Below are 12,861 nucleotides of genomic sequence, written 5' to 3'. Positions count from 1 at the left end.
GCTAAAAGGATCAGCGGTAAAAGATGTGATTGCCGACCGTGGCGAGGCGCTTCAGCTTCCAACCCGGCGATACGCGGCGGGCGTGGAAGAAAAGAGCATCATCGACCTTGCTGTCGGCCAGGTCCTGCGCCGCGACATGGGCGACGCCGACGGCCTTGCGCCAATGGGCCGAACCGCGTGCGATCGGCGGGAATTTGCCGCCGCGCACGAAGGAAAATTGGCCGCGCTGCTTCACTACACCGCAATAGCTGGCCGGGAAGCGGCCGGATTTCGCGCGATTGATGATGACTTCGGCGACGGCAAGCTGGCCTTCCAGCGGCTCGCCCTTGGATTCGAAATAGACGGCGCCGGCGAGGCATTCCATCTCGGCATCGAGATCCCTTTCATCATGGTCGTCGACCAGCGCGCTCAGCGTCTTGACCGGCGCCAGCGACTTTTCCTCAGCTTCTACCTCGATCGCATCCTCATCGGCACCAAGCTGGGCGACGGCGTGCTTAGTTATGGGAAGAGAGGTGGCGGCGGGCATTTCGCCGGCCGAATCGATCGGATTGATCGGGGAGGTGCCATCCTGGATGGCGGCGGCGCTGTGCACCGCAAAGGCCGGAACCGCAGGGGCTGCATCGGCTTCCCAGGCGAGGGAAGGGCGGGCAATCGTGGCGGTGGCCGCAACAGCAAAGGTAGCCACGGCGAAGGCCGCAGCGCGCAACGAAACAGACATCGAAACTCTATCATGTGCGGCTGGCTGATCGTACGCCGGACGCGCTTGACCCAAACACGGGTCAGGAGCCTCCTGATCGCCTTCCGTCTGCGTGGCCGCAGCGCCTGAACTAAAAGCGCTACTCGCGGCCCCCCGCGTGGGAACTGGGCGCCATTAGTTACGGGTCCGGCGATCCGTCAATTCAACGCATTCATTTCAGCGGCGAACCGTTCGGCAGATGCGATGTCCAGTTCGATTAACCACAAATCGGGATCGAACCGCGTCCGGCGGGCCAGGAAGTCCTGAAATTTATCTTCGTCTTCAACGATTTTGGCGTCGGCAGGATGCCAGCAATAGTCACCATTCGGCTGCAATATTCTCTCGAGAATGGCGCGTTTCCGGCCTTTTTCGAGCAAGAGTACGATGATTTCGCCCGCTTGCTCATCCCCCTTCGACAACACGGCGCCAAAGCCGCCATCGCGGGCTGCGAGGCGTAGGAGTACGCCGGCGATCATTGACGCGGCCAGCCTTGGCCGAGTCATCCGACCGTCCGGTAGCCGGGGAGAGTGGCGAGCGGAATGTGGGAGCGCATGAAGGTACCCGTTCCCCTTGCGGCCTCCTCGCCCTCCGAATCGATCAGCCGGGCGTCGGCGACGAGCACGCGGCGGCGGCCGCTCGCCCAGCGTCCTTCGGCAATAACGGGCCCGGCGCGCAAAGGGCGCGTGAAGAGCAGGTTGAAGGCGGTGGTGAGGAGAAAACGATCGCTCACCAGGCTGTTGCAGGCATAGAAAGCCGCGTCGTCCAGCATCTTGAAGTAGATGGTCCCGTGCGCGGCGCCTGCGGCATGAAAGACCTGCTCGTCGATATCGAAGCGGATACGGGCAAAGCCTTCCTCGACGATTTCGAGCGTTGAGCGGAACAGGCCGTTGATCGGAGCGGCCGCATATAGCGTTTCGAGGGCCCGAAAATGCGCCTCGGCCCCTATCGCGTCAGGCGGCAAGCGATTCCACTCCAGCAAGCAGGGCGTAAATGGCATCCTTCGAGCGCGCGCCGCGCAGCTTGGCAACCACCGTCTTGTCGCGCAGTACGCGGCTGACACTCGCCAGTACCTTCAGGTGATCGGCACCGGCATCGGGCGGGGAGAGGAGGAGAAAGACGAGGTCGACCGGCAGATTGTCGATCGCGTGATAGTCTATCGCAGGCTCAAGACGCGCGAAATAGCCGTAGACGCGCGGTAGTCCGTCCATCTTGCCATGTGGGATGGCGATGCCGCCGCCAAAGCCAGTGGACCCGATCTTCTCACGCTCGCTGAGCGCGGTCGCGATCGCCTTGGCCTCCAGGCCCGTCCGGCGCGCTGCAGCTGCTGCGAGCAACTGGAACAGCCCCTTCTTGTTGGGGGCATTGAGATCCGCATCGATCGAATCGATCGACAGGATATCCGACAAATGATTCATAGAAACACCTTAAGGCCCCCGGCGGGGGCCCCTTTGCCCGAAAAAGGGCGCGGCGGAAAGATCAACGGATGGCGGTCAGCCGCGTTGCGGCTCGACCCATCCGATCGTTCCGTCTTCGCGGCGATACACCATATTGAAATTCCCGGTGCCGCTGTTGCGAAACATCAAGGCGTTGGTGTTGCGAAGGTCGAGCAGCATCACCGCGTCCGACACCGATGCTTCGGGAATATCAACCCGGGTTTCGGCAACGATCGGCGGATTGTCGGACGCTTCCGCTTCCTCGTCTCCCGCTTCGAACACGGTGTAGCCCGCGTCGAAATCATAAGCCGCGCCGTTGACAGGACCATTGCCGTGCTTGTCCTTCAGGCGGCGCATATAGCGGCGAAGCTGTTTGTCGATGCGGTCTGCTGCCTGATCGAAGGCGGGGTGGGCATCGGACGCGCGGCCCGATCCTTTAAGGATCAACCCCTGCATGACGTGGCAGACGATGTCGCAACTGAAATGGCCGTAGGGAGCCTTGCCGAAAGTCACCTGGGCAGATTGGGCACGCGAGAAATATTTCTCTGCCATCGTCTGCAATCGATCCTGAACATGCTGGCGTAGGGCCTCGCCCGTATCAACCTGATGACCAGAGACCTGGATGTCCATTATTCACTCCCGGCAATTGGCAGGGACAGAAAGAATGACCCCGCTCCTGATCTACGTCAACCGCGCCGCTCCGACCCGGTTCCATATCGGATCGGTAATTTCCGCCAAAAAAGCGGCATGGCGCGACAATTCTTCCTCTGATGGCGCGTGCGGACGCGGCGGGCGAGCGATCGCGGAAACGGCGGTCGTCAGGAGCAGGCCGTCCTTCTCCGCCGCCGTTTCCACGACGGTTTCGGCAGCAAGCGAAAAGCCGATCTGGCGCCCTCCGGTCAGCTCCACATAAACTTGCGAGAGAAGCTGCGCATCGATCAGCGCGCCATGCTTGATGCGCAAGCTCCGGTCCACGCCATAACGGGTGCAGAGCGCGTCGAGACTGTGCTTGGCGCCCGGATGACGGGTGCGGGCAAGAGCCAGCGTGTCCACCATGCGCGTCATGCAGATAAGTGGGCGGCCGCACAGCTCGAGCTCCGCATTGAGGAAGCCGAAATCGAAACTGGCATTATGCGCGACGAGCGGACAATCGCCCAGGAAATCGAGCAGCTCTTCGCAAATGTCGTGGAAGAATGGCTTGTCCGAGAGAAAGACGTCGCTGAGACCATGCACCGCCTCGGCCTCCGACGGCATGGGCCGGCCGGGATTGACATAAGCATGATAGGTGCGCCCGGTTTCGACGCGATTGAGCATTTCGACGCAGCCGATTTCAACCAGCCGGTCGCCGTTCAAGGGGCTAAGGCCTGTGGTTTCGGTATCGAAGACGATTTCACGCATAGCGGCCTTATCCGTCGCCCGCGCCGGTCAGGCAAGCGATGATGCGGCGAACCGAAGCCCGCGTTTCATCAAGGCTTCCTGCGGTTGAAATAACAAAATCCGCCCCTGCGCGCTTCTCGGCATCCGGCGTCTGAAGGGCGAGGATTTGCGCGAATTTTTCTTCAGTCATGCCCGGCCGCGCAAGCACCCGGGCGCGCTGGACAGGAGCGGGGGCGGACACGACGGCGATCTTGTCGACCCGCTCTGCACCCCCCTTTTCAAAAAGCAGGGGGATGTCCAGGACAACGAGCGGCTCTTGGCGATGACGCAGAAGAAAGGCTTGCCGCTCTTCGGCCACGGCGGGGTGGACGACGGCCTCGAGCCGCTTCAGCGCGGCCGGATTGCCGAACACCTGTGCACCCAGCTGTATGCGGTCGACGCCATCAGGTCCGGTCGTTCCCGGGAAGGCCGCCTGGATTTTCGGAACGAGGCTGCCGCCCCGACCTTGCAGCTGATGAACCACCTCATCGGCGTCGAAAACCGGAACCCCTTCGTCCTCGAACATGGCGGCCACGGTCGATTTACCCATGCCGATCGATCCGGTGAGGCCAAGAACGATCATAAGAGCCGCGCCTTCAAATCGGCGTCGTGCATACGGGGGGGCTGGGCTCCGAAAAAGAGGGCGAAGGCCTCAGCAGCCTGTCCGATCAGCATGTCGAGTCCGTCATAGACGCGGAGGCCGCGCTTGCGCGCTTGCTGAAGCAACGGCGTTTCCATCGGATTGTAGACGAGATCATAGACGATCAGCTCAGGCGCGGCGCCATCCAGTAGAATCGGAAGCTGCGGATAGCCGGTCATTCCGAGCGGTGTCGCGTTGATGAGGAGGCCGCTATTGGCGAGCGTAAGTCGGGCGATCGTTCCGGACTGATGCCGCGCCCCAAGCATCTCCCCTGCCAAATCCGCCGCCTTGCCGGGATCCCGGCCGTGAATATGGATTTGCGCGGCGCCAATGCCGGCCGCAAGCACCCCCGCCACGGCCGCGCGCGCGGCACCGCCTGTGCCGATAATATGAGCATTCCCGTCGGCGGCAAGTTCATGCGACGTCAAGACGCCACTGATCCCAGCCACATCGCTGTTACGGCCAATATAATCATAACCGACAAGATTTACGGCACCCGCTTTTCTTGCCGTTGCATCCAAGGCGGACAGGTGAGGAATGATCGCCTGCTTGAGCGGCATCGTAACATTGCAGCCTCGCCAGGCCGGATCGTCCTGCCGGGCGCTGAGATAGGCGCCAATGTCCGCAGCCTTCACCTGCACGGCGCGATAATCGCCGTCCATGCCGAGCCGATCCAGCCAGAATAGGTGGATGAGTGGCGACTTGCTGTGCGCGACCGGATCGCCGATCACCTCGGCATAAGGGCGGGTCATGTTGGTATTACTTGCCGCTCGCGCAGATACGCGAGCAGGGGGAGAAGCGGCAGGCCGAGCACGGCGAAATGACTGCCGTCGACCTGCGTGAACAATTGCGCTCCCGGCCCCTCGATCCGATAGCCGCCGACACTCCAGCGTATCGCCTCATATTCCGCATCCAGATAGGCGTGCAGGAATGCGGGCGTCAGTGCTCGCATTGTCAGTGTCACCGTTTCCGTGGCCCGCCAGACGACTTTCCCCCGGTCCACAATCGCCGCTGCCGAATGGAGCCGGTGAGAACGCCCTGACAGGCTCGTCAATTGCGCCTCTGCTTCAGCCCGGGACGTCGGCTTGTCGAGCATCGAGCCGTCGGAGCACTCCAAAGTCTGATCGGATCCAAGTACCAAGACGGTTTGCGGCCCAGCCGCCAGCGCTTTCGCGGCGGCGAGCCCTTCCGCCACCTCCAAAGCCGAAGAACCACCGGCGCGGAGCCGTGTTTTTTCGGCATCCTCGTCAAAGGGCGCGGGGATGCTTTCAAATATTATGCCCGCTGCGGTAAGCATGCGGCGGCGCGTTTCGCTTTTCGATGCGAGAAGTATCATGACGCTAGCTCGATCCGCTCGTTCGCCAGTTTGACGATGGCGAAGGCGGTTTCCTCGATCGAGCGGCGTGTCACGTCAATGACCGGCCAATCCTGATCGGCGAACATGCGTCGCGCATAAGCGAGCTCGGCCGCCACCGAATCCTCGTCAACATAATCGGTTTCCGGCGCCTGGTTGAGCGACAGGAGCCGGTTGCGGCGGATCTGGATCAGCCGGTCGGGATTGGTGGTGAGGCCGACGACGAGCGGATGCGTCAACGAAAAAAGGGCGGGCGGCGGCGGCGATTGCGGGACGATGGGGATGTTGGCGACCTTATAGCCCTTGTTCGCAAGATAGATGGAGGTTGGCGTCTTTGACGTGCGCGACACGCCCGCGAGTACCACATCCGCTTCCTCCCAATTTTCCCAGCCGATGCCGTCATCATGGGCGATGGTGAACTGAATCGCGTCGACACGCGCGAAATAGGCCTCGTCCAATGCGTGCTGCCGCCCCGGCCGTGCCTTTGCCCGCTGGCCTAGCGCGACGGTGAGGGCGTCGATCACCGGGTCGAGGGCCGATACCGCCGGAATCCCTTTGCGGCGGCACTTTTGTTCAAGCTCGCGCCGGATGTCGGCATTGGCGAGTGTGAAGAGGACGAGGCCGGGCCGCCGCTCGATATCCTCCAAAACACGGTCGAGATGGCCTTCCGACCGTACCATCGGCCAGAAATGTTTGATCGTCTCGACCTCGTCGAACTGCGACAGGCAAGCCTTGGCAATCATTTCAAGGGTTTCACCGGTCGAATCCGACAGGAGGTGAAGGTGGAGGCGGTTCATGCCGCAAAGTGCCAGTGGAAAAGCATGGGGATAGGGCTAGCGTAAGCCTCCGGATCGATTCAAGGAAAGCTTTCGCCCCCGATTTGCCGGATTCGATCCACAGCTTGGCAAACATCGGAAAAGTTCCAGCGCCAATCTGTGGAAATCGGGGATATTTTTCGCGAATCCGTGAAGCGCCGTGGGTGGTTCGAGAGTCAAACTGTTGGCAAGATATGTGGAAGCCAATAAACCCCACGATCCGACGACCAACTAACTTCATCAGACTCTCTTCTAAATAAGAATATTAGATAGAAGAGGTGCGGAGCCTTTAAACCATGTCCGGCCCATCCAAGCCATTGCTCACCGTGCTGAAGCGCGGAAATCCGGGGAAAAAGCCGATCTGGCTGATGCGCCAGGCAGGCCGCTATCTGCCCGAATATCGCGCTCTGCGGGCGGAGAAGGGCGGCTTTCTCGACATGGCTTACGATCCCGATGCCGCGGCGGAAATCACGCTCCAGCCGATCCGTCGTTTCGGCTTTGACGGGGCCATTCTCTTTTCCGACATCCTCGTCGTGCCTCATGCCCTTGGCCAGGATTTGACCTTTGTGGCCGGGGAAGGGCCGCGACTGGCACCACCCCTCATGGATGCCGCTCTTGGCGCTCTAAGGCCCGTTCCGGAGCGATTGGCGCCCATTTACAAGACTGTGGAGAAAGTGGCGGCGGCTCTTCCGCCTGAAACCACGTTCCTCGGTTTTGCGGGAAGCCCCTGGACGGTCGCGACCTATATGGTGGCGGGGCAGGGGAGCCGCGAGCAGGCCGAGGCGCGGCGCTATGCCTATCGCGATCCGGCCGCATTCCAGCACCTCATCGACGCGATTTCCGGCATGACGGTCGATTATCTGTCGGGCCAGATCGATGCAGGCGTGGAAGCCGTGCAATTGTTCGACAGCTGGGCGGGCAGCCTTTCGCCCCAGCAGTTCGAACAATGGGTGATCGCGCCGACCGCCAGGATCGTCGCGGCGCTGAAGGCGAGGCACCCCGATACCCCGATCATCGGCTTTCCCAAGGGCGCGGGTGGCAAGATCGCCGCTTATGCGCGTGAAACCGGCGTCGATGCGATTGGTCTTGATGAAACCGTCGATCCCCATTGGGCCCATCGCGAGCTTCCCGCCGGTCTTCCGGTGCAGGGGAATCTCGATCCGCTTGCCCTGATCGCGGGCGGCGAAATGCTTGAAACCGCAGCGCGCCGTATCATATCAGTCTTCGAAGATCGTCCACACGTCTTCAACCTGGGGCATGGCATCTTGCCGGATACGCCGATTGACCATGTGAATGCACTTCTGGGGATCGTCCGCGCGTGACGGGTGGTATCGATCTCGCTACAGCGCTCAGCATGACCTATGCGTGGATCAAGGCCGGGCACATCATCTTCGTGATCTTCTGGATCGCCGGATTGTTCATGCTGCCGCGTTACTATGTCTATCATCAGGAAGCGGCGCCGGGGTCCGACGAAGAAAAGCGCTGGATCGAACGCGAGAAGAAGCTGCGCAATATCATCATTACGCCGGCAATGGCGCTGGTGTGGATATTGGGTTTGACCCTCGCTTACATTACGGACGCCTTCAGCCAGGGATGGTTTCACGCCAAATTCGCTTTGGTCATCCTGCTGTCCGGCTATCACGGTTATATGGTTGGCTACGGCAAGAAGCTGGCGAAGGGCGTGCGGCCGGTAAGCGGCAAGGCGCTGCGCATCATGAACGAAGTGCCGGGCCTTGCGACGGTGGCTATTGTCATTCTCGTGATTGTGCGTCCGTTTTAAACTCGGCGCGCGCTTTCCTGAATCCAGTGCCGTTCGTGCTGAGTAGGGACTGAGCTTGGCGAAGGCCCGTGTCGAAGCATCTTGGATGCCCTTCGATACGCCGCTTCGACTTTGCTCAGCGGCTACTCAGGGCGAACGGTCCGAGAGTTCACCCGCTTGACTTGAAAAAAGCGGGAGCTTAACGGCAGTGCAAGTCGTTGCCTGCCAGTCCTTGGTGCGGGCCCTCCGATATGCCGCATGTTTCTGCCGCTCCGGTCGACCACCTTCAATCCTTGGGAAACCCCATGCATCTAAAAGACTTAAAGCAAAAGACCCCGGCAGAACTGGTTGCGATGGCCGAAGAAATCGGCATTGAAGGCGCCTCGACGCTCCGCAAGCAAGAGCTGATGTTCTCCATCCTTAAGGTCCAGGCCGAACAGGGCGACGAGATCATGGGCATGGGCACGATCGAAGTGCTGCCCGACGGCTTCGGCTTCCTCCGCTCGCCCGACGCCAATTATCTGGCAGGGCCGGACGATATTTACGTGGCGCCGAACCAGGTCCGCAAATTCGGCCTGCGCACCGGCGACACGGTGGAAGGCGAAATCCGCGCGCCCAAGGATGGCGAGCGCTACTTCGCGCTGACCCGTCTGGTCTCGATCAATTTCGACAATCCCGAAGCGGTGCGCCATCGCGTCAATTTTGACAATCTGACGCCGCTTTATCCGCAGGAAAAATTGCGCCTCGATACGCTCGACCCGACGGTCAAGGACAAGTCCGCCCGCGTCATCGACATCGTCAGCCCGCAGGGTAAGGGCCAGCGCGCGCTGATCGTCGCGCCGCCGCGTGTGGGTAAGACCGTCCTTCTCCAGAATATCGCCAAGGCGATCACTGACAATCATCCGGAAGTCTTCCTGATCGTGCTCCTCATCGACGAGCGTCCGGAAGAAGTCACGGACATGCAGCGCAGTGTGAACGGCGAAGTTATCTCCTCGACCTTCGACGAACCGGCGCAGCGCCACGTTCAAGTCGCCGAAATGGTGATCGAAAAGGCCAAGCGCCTGGTCGAACACAAGAAGGATGTCGTGATCCTTCTTGACTCGATCACCCGCCTCGGCCGCGCCTACAACACGGTCGTGCCGAGCTCGGGCAAGGTTCTGACCGGCGGTGTGGACGCCAATGCCCTGCAGCGGCCGAAGCGCTTCTTCGGTGCCGCGCGCAACATTGAGGAAGGCGGCTCGCTCTCGATCATCGCGACCGCGCTCATCGACACCGGTTCGAAGATGGATGAAGTCATTTTCGAAGAGTTCAAGGGCACCGGCAACTCGGAAATCGTCCTTGATCGCAAGGTTGCCGACAAGCGCATCTTCCCGGCGCTCGACGTCGGCAAGTCTGGCACCCGCAAGGAAGAGCTGCTTGTCGATCCGGCGACGCTTTCGAAAATGTGGGTGCTCCGCCGTATTCTCATGCAGATGGGCACGGTCGACGCTATGCAGTTCCTTCTCGACAAGATGAAGGACGCGAAATCCAACGAGGATTTCTTCGCTTCGATGAACCAATAAGCCGGACAAGGGGTTAAGCGGCGATGCTTGATGCTGTTCTGAACCAATTTGGCGCTCTCGGCACGATGTGGGGCCACATCGTCGCGGACCTTTCCAATCTTGGTTCGCCCACGGCCCTTGCCGCTTTCGGGCAGGTGCTGATGATCGACATCATGCTCGCGGGCGACAATGCGATCATCGTCGGTGCGCTCGCCGCCGGGCTTCCCGCCGATCAGCGCAAGAAGGTCATCCTGATCGGCATTCTGGCCGCTCTGGTGCTCCGCATCATCTTCGCACTTCTCGTGACGCAATTGATGCAGATCGTCGGCCTGATATTCGCTGGCGGCCTGTTGCTGCTCTGGGTCTCATGGAAGATGTACCGCGAACTGCGCCCGTCCGCAGCCTCGGGGGGTTCACCGGAAGTCGAAGGCGACGAGCATGCGGGTCTTGGTCCGGCCAAGAGTTTCGCCGGTGCTGCCTGGGCTGTTGCCGTGGCCGACGTGTCGATGAGCCTCGACAACGTTCTTGCTGTCGCGGGTGCCGCGCGCGATCACCCCGGCATCCTCATCATCGGCCTCCTGCTTTCCGTGGCGCTGATGGGCATCGCCGCGAATATCCTCGCCAAATATATTGAGCGTTATCGCTGGATCGCGTGGATCGGCCTTGTGGTCATTCTCTATGTAGCCGTTACGATGGTTTATGACGGGGTTGTGGATCCTCAGGTTGGGATCTCGACCTTCTTCGCCTGATCCTCGCGAACAGGTATCTAATTATGAAAGGGCGCCAGATGGCGCCCTTTCGTTTGCTGAGGATGACTGAGCCTCAGTTGAGATGCTCTGAAAAGAACGCCCGCGTATGCCCATCGGCGCGCTGCGCAGCCTCCTCGCTCCGCCTCTTGCCTATCTCTGCGGCAAAGCCGTGATCCTCAGCCGGATAGTCGATCAGGGTGACGCGGGGATGATTGTCTAGGGCCTCATGCATCTTCTTCTGCGTCTGGACATCGACGAAGTGATCGGCGCCGGCGATGTGGAGGAGGAGGGGCTTTGCGATGGCGTGGCTCTCGTCAAGCAGATCGTCGAGACCGACAGCATAATAGCCAACGCTCGCATCCACGTCCGTTCGCGCGGCGGCCATGTAAGCGAGACGCCCGCCCAGACAATAGCCGACTATGCCCACCTTGCCGCGGCTGGACAGGCGCGTGCGTGCAGCACGAATGGTCGCTTCGATGTCGCGTATCGCCCCATCCTGGTCGAACTGGCTCATCAGATTCAAGGCGTGCTTGAACTCTTCCGGAATGTCGGCGTCCAGTTCAACGCCAGGTTCGAGCCGCCAGAAGAGGTCGGGGGCAATAGCGACATAGCCCTGCGAGGCCCAGCTATCGCATTTGCACCGGATGCCTTCGTTGACCCCGAATATCTCCTGGATGACGACGATGGCGCCGCGTGGAGTGCCGTGGGGTTGGGACAGATAGGCATTGAAGCGTTCGTGGCCGTCCAGCGTTTCAATCTCGATCATGGGCATCTCGTCCTCCCTTGCCCTTGCATGGTGGGGCTGCTTGTCCGCATAAGCGGGCGTTGAAGCAGGAAGGGCTGAGCCGCATGAAAGTTTCCGTCGATATCGATTGCACGCCGGAGGAAGCGCGCCGTTTCTTCGGCCTTCCCGATCTGACGCCGGTCCACGACGCCTTCGTGGCGCGGATGCAGCAGGCGCTCGCCGATGGTGGAAACAGCGAATATTTTGCCGAGATGATGAAGAACTGGGCGCCGATGGGCGAGAATGGCCTCACCATGTGGCGTCAGATGATGGATCAGGTGAGCCTGAAGAAGTGAATCCGGACCGCCGCACGATCTTCGCGCTATCTTCCGGCGCGCCGCCAGCGGCCATCGCGATCATCCGGATCAGCGGCCCTGATGCGTCGGCGGCGGTTAACGCCATGGCGGGTAGAGTACCGGAACCACGGCGGGCGTCGCTGGCAACCCTATTTGACCCAGTGGATGGCCGCACTCTCGATCAGGCCCTCATCCTTTATTTTCCAGGGCCTGCGACGGCCACGGGTGAGGATCTGGCCGAGCTCCACCTTCACGGCGGGCGGGCCGTAGTAGCGGCAGTGCTGGCGGCCCTGGCGAAGCTAAACCATCTCGTCCCTGCGGAGCCGGGTGAGTTTACGCGGCGGGCCTTCGACAATGGCAGGATCGACCTTACCGAGGCTGAAGGCCTTGCGGATCTTTTGGCTGCGGAAACGGAAAGCCAGCGCCGCGCTGCTCTAGCGATGGCCGGGGGCGCGCTCGGACGGATGATCGGAGGCTGGCAGGATCGCATTCTGGCGGTTGCTGGACAGGTTGAGGCCGTCCTCGATTTTTCCGACGAAGGTGATGTGCCGGAAGGAGAGGCTTGGCGAGGACCGATTGAGGCTCTCGCGAACGAGATTGCTGCCGCGCTCGCGCGCCCGGCAGGGGAACGTCTGCGCGACGGCATACGCGTTGTCGTTGCGGGACCGCCTAATGCGGGCAAGTCGACATTGCTCAACGCGCTTGCAGGGCGTGAGGTCGCGATCACCTCACCGATAGCCGGCACAACCCGGGATGTGGTGGAAGCACCGTTAGCACTTAACGGGCGTCCATATGTGCTCGTCGACACAGCCGGGCTGCGCGACAGCATCGATGCGATCGAGACCATCGGTATACAAAGAGCACGGGACCGGATTGATGACGCGGACCTCATATTGTGGCTGGGCGATCCAGATTTTGCGGAAGGCGGTGATCCTCGGCGGATCATTCGTGTCGCCGCAAAGGCGGATATTTCCAGTTCGGAAGCCTCGGCTGACGTCGCGGTTTCCGCAGTGACCGGGGAAGGGCTCGATGATTTGGTTGCACTGCTGGAGAAACGGGCGAGCGATCTCTTGCCGTCGGAGGGAGAAGTAGCCTTATATCGCCGGCACCGCGTCGCGCTTCATGAGGTTAAGGAAAGCCTCGATCGAGCTTGCGCTGCTCCTGATATGTTGATCGTCGCGGAAGAATTGAGATTGGCACGACAAACGCTTGATCGGATAACTGGGCGTGCCGGTGTCGAAAATATGCTCGACGCCCTATTCGGGCGTTTCTGCATTGGCAAATAGGTGTTCCACGTGGAACATTTGACAGGGAGTGGCGCCGCGCTTAGCGGAGCAC

General features: G+C 61.0%; 17 protein-coding genes. 6 read left to right on the top strand and 11 right to left on the bottom strand.

All coding sequences use genetic code 11. The features are described from left to right. Window positions 1-10: 10 nt before the first annotated feature. The 10 genes from C7I56_RS09705 to C7I56_RS09660 form a co-directional block, all read right to left on the bottom strand. The gene (locus tag C7I56_RS09705; protein WP_106640405.1) at window positions 11-718 is read right to left on the bottom strand and encodes a cell wall hydrolase; all 708 of its coding nucleotides are present in this window, start codon (window positions 716-718) and stop codon (window positions 11-13) included. Window positions 719-894: 176 nt separating this feature from the next. Beyond that, complete coding sequence (locus C7I56_RS09700) at window positions 895-1,212, bottom strand: DUF1491 family protein (RefSeq protein WP_158703086.1); 318 nt, start codon at window positions 1,210-1,212, stop codon at window positions 895-897. A 23-nt stretch (window positions 1,213-1,235) separates the two neighbouring features. Continuing rightward, window positions 1,236-1,697, bottom strand: a complete 462-nt coding sequence (locus C7I56_RS09695; protein WP_425352388.1) for a PaaI family thioesterase — start codon at window positions 1,695-1,697, stop codon at window positions 1,236-1,238. Next, complete coding sequence (locus C7I56_RS09690) at window positions 1,687-2,151, bottom strand: PTS sugar transporter subunit IIA (protein ID WP_106640402.1); 465 nt, start codon at window positions 2,149-2,151, stop codon at window positions 1,687-1,689. The genes C7I56_RS09695 and C7I56_RS09690 overlap by 11 nt, the downstream gene beginning before the upstream one ends. A 75-nt stretch (window positions 2,152-2,226) precedes the next feature. Further along, a complete protein-coding gene (gene hpf / locus C7I56_RS09685; protein WP_106640401.1) occupies window positions 2,227-2,799 on the bottom strand; it encodes a ribosome hibernation-promoting factor, HPF/YfiA family in 573 nt (190 codons plus the stop codon). 51 nt (window positions 2,800-2,850) lie between these two features. Next, window positions 2,851-3,567 (bottom strand): DNA polymerase III subunit epsilon, encoded by a 717-nt coding sequence (dnaQ, locus tag C7I56_RS09680; protein WP_106640400.1) that lies wholly within the window; start codon window positions 3,565-3,567, stop codon window positions 2,851-2,853. Between the two features lie 7 nt (window positions 3,568-3,574). Beyond that, entirely contained in the window at window positions 3,575-4,168 is a 594-nt protein-coding gene (gene coaE, locus C7I56_RS09675; RefSeq protein WP_106640399.1) for a dephospho-CoA kinase, read from the bottom strand. Further along, entirely contained in the window at window positions 4,165-4,977 is an 813-nt protein-coding gene (locus tag C7I56_RS09670; protein WP_106640398.1) for a shikimate dehydrogenase family protein, read from the bottom strand. Before C7I56_RS09670 ends, coaE begins: the two co-directional genes overlap by 4 nt. Continuing rightward, on the bottom strand, window positions 4,974-5,561 hold the full coding sequence (locus C7I56_RS09665) for a Maf family protein (protein ID WP_106640397.1): 588 nt from the start codon (window positions 5,559-5,561) through the stop codon (window positions 4,974-4,976). The genes C7I56_RS09670 and C7I56_RS09665 overlap by 4 nt, the downstream gene beginning before the upstream one ends. Further along, entirely contained in the window at window positions 5,558-6,376 is an 819-nt protein-coding gene (locus C7I56_RS09660) for a pyruvate, water dikinase regulatory protein (RefSeq protein WP_106640396.1), read from the bottom strand. Before C7I56_RS09660 ends, C7I56_RS09665 begins: the two co-directional genes overlap by 4 nt. Before the next feature lie 314 nt (window positions 6,377-6,690). Between C7I56_RS09660 and hemE the strand changes: the two genes are divergently transcribed. From hemE to C7I56_RS09640, 4 genes are all read left to right on the top strand, one after another. Further along, window positions 6,691-7,716 carry a uroporphyrinogen decarboxylase gene (gene hemE, locus C7I56_RS09655; protein WP_106640395.1) on the top strand — a complete coding sequence of 342 codons (1,026 nt, stop codon included), beginning with the start codon at window positions 6,691-6,693 and terminating at the stop codon, window positions 7,714-7,716. Between the two features lie 32 nt (window positions 7,717-7,748). Beyond that, on the top strand, window positions 7,749-8,174 hold the full coding sequence (locus C7I56_RS09650; protein ID WP_106640694.1) for a CopD family protein: 426 nt from the start codon (window positions 7,749-7,751) through the stop codon (window positions 8,172-8,174). A 284-nt stretch (window positions 8,175-8,458) separates the two neighbouring features. Continuing rightward, a complete protein-coding gene (rho, locus tag C7I56_RS09645) occupies window positions 8,459-9,715 on the top strand; it encodes a transcription termination factor Rho (protein WP_106640394.1) in 1,257 nt (418 codons plus the stop codon). 23 nt (window positions 9,716-9,738) lie between these two features. Then, the gene (locus C7I56_RS09640; RefSeq protein WP_106640393.1) at window positions 9,739-10,443 is read left to right on the top strand and encodes a TerC family protein; all 705 of its coding nucleotides are present in this window, start codon (window positions 9,739-9,741) and stop codon (window positions 10,441-10,443) included. Between the two features lie 73 nt (window positions 10,444-10,516). Here C7I56_RS09640 and C7I56_RS09635 read toward each other — a convergent pair whose 3' ends face one another. Beyond that, window positions 10,517-11,215 carry a dienelactone hydrolase family protein gene (locus C7I56_RS09635; RefSeq protein WP_425352387.1) on the bottom strand — a complete coding sequence of 233 codons (699 nt, stop codon included), beginning with the start codon at window positions 11,213-11,215 and terminating at the stop codon, window positions 10,517-10,519. Between the two features lie 77 nt (window positions 11,216-11,292). On the opposite strand from C7I56_RS09635, the gene C7I56_RS09630 reads away from it, so the two are divergent. Together C7I56_RS09630 and mnmE are read left to right on the top strand one after the other, a co-directional pair. Further along, window positions 11,293-11,523 (top strand): DUF6489 family protein, encoded by a 231-nt coding sequence (locus C7I56_RS09630; protein ID WP_106640692.1) that lies wholly within the window; start codon window positions 11,293-11,295, stop codon window positions 11,521-11,523. Continuing rightward, on the top strand, window positions 11,484-12,809 hold the full coding sequence (gene mnmE, locus C7I56_RS09625) for a tRNA uridine-5-carboxymethylaminomethyl(34) synthesis GTPase MnmE (protein ID WP_245409668.1): 1,326 nt from the start codon (window positions 11,484-11,486) through the stop codon (window positions 12,807-12,809). The genes C7I56_RS09630 and mnmE overlap by 40 nt, the downstream gene beginning before the upstream one ends. Window positions 12,810-12,861: the final 52 nt, after the last annotated feature.

It is taken from the genome of Allosphingosinicella vermicomposti (genome assembly GCF_003012815.1).
Lineage (GTDB): Bacteria > Pseudomonadota > Alphaproteobacteria > Sphingomonadales > Sphingomonadaceae > Allosphingosinicella > Allosphingosinicella vermicomposti.
The sequence above is the reverse complement of the archived record's forward strand: the minus strand, read 5'-3'. Positions and strand labels throughout refer to the sequence as shown.

What these genes read in the sequence shown, in the direction of transcription:
- hpf (WP_106640401.1), bottom strand. Translation starts at nt 2,799, where the DNA reads ATGGACATCCAGGTCTCTGGTCATCAGGTTGATACGGGCGAGGCCCTA.
- hemE (WP_106640395.1), top strand. Translation starts at nt 6,691, where the DNA reads ATGTCCGGCCCATCCAAGCCATTGCTCACCGTGCTGAAGCGCGGAAAT.
- rho (WP_106640394.1), top strand. Translation starts at nt 8,459, where the DNA reads ATGCATCTAAAAGACTTAAAGCAAAAGACCCCGGCAGAACTGGTTGCG.
- dnaQ (WP_106640400.1), bottom strand. Translation starts at nt 3,567, where the DNA reads ATGCGTGAAATCGTCTTCGATACCGAAACCACAGGCCTTAGCCCCTTG.
- C7I56_RS09640 (WP_106640393.1), top strand. Translation starts at nt 9,739, where the DNA reads ATGCTTGATGCTGTTCTGAACCAATTTGGCGCTCTCGGCACGATGTGG.
- coaE (WP_106640399.1), bottom strand. Translation starts at nt 4,168, where the DNA reads ATGATCGTTCTTGGCCTCACCGGATCGATCGGCATGGGTAAATCGACC.
- C7I56_RS09660 (WP_106640396.1), bottom strand. Translation starts at nt 6,376, where the DNA reads ATGAACCGCCTCCACCTTCACCTCCTGTCGGATTCGACCGGTGAAACC.
- C7I56_RS09635 (WP_425352387.1), bottom strand. Translation starts at nt 11,215, where the DNA reads ATGCCCATGATCGAGATTGAAACGCTGGACGGCCACGAACGCTTCAAT.
- C7I56_RS09700 (WP_158703086.1), bottom strand. Translation starts at nt 1,212, where the DNA reads ATGATCGCCGGCGTACTCCTACGCCTCGCAGCCCGCGATGGCGGCTTT.
- C7I56_RS09630 (WP_106640692.1), top strand. Translation starts at nt 11,293, where the DNA reads ATGAAAGTTTCCGTCGATATCGATTGCACGCCGGAGGAAGCGCGCCGT.
- C7I56_RS09665 (WP_106640397.1), bottom strand. Translation starts at nt 5,561, where the DNA reads ATGATACTTCTCGCATCGAAAAGCGAAACGCGCCGCCGCATGCTTACC.
- C7I56_RS09670 (WP_106640398.1), bottom strand. Translation starts at nt 4,977, where the DNA reads ATGACCCGCCCTTATGCCGAGGTGATCGGCGATCCGGTCGCGCACAGC.
- C7I56_RS09650 (WP_106640694.1), top strand. Translation starts at nt 7,749, where the DNA reads ATGACCTATGCGTGGATCAAGGCCGGGCACATCATCTTCGTGATCTTC.
- C7I56_RS09690 (WP_106640402.1), bottom strand. Translation starts at nt 2,151, where the DNA reads ATGAATCATTTGTCGGATATCCTGTCGATCGATTCGATCGATGCGGAT.
- C7I56_RS09705 (WP_106640405.1), bottom strand. Translation starts at nt 718, where the DNA reads ATGTCTGTTTCGTTGCGCGCTGCGGCCTTCGCCGTGGCTACCTTTGCT.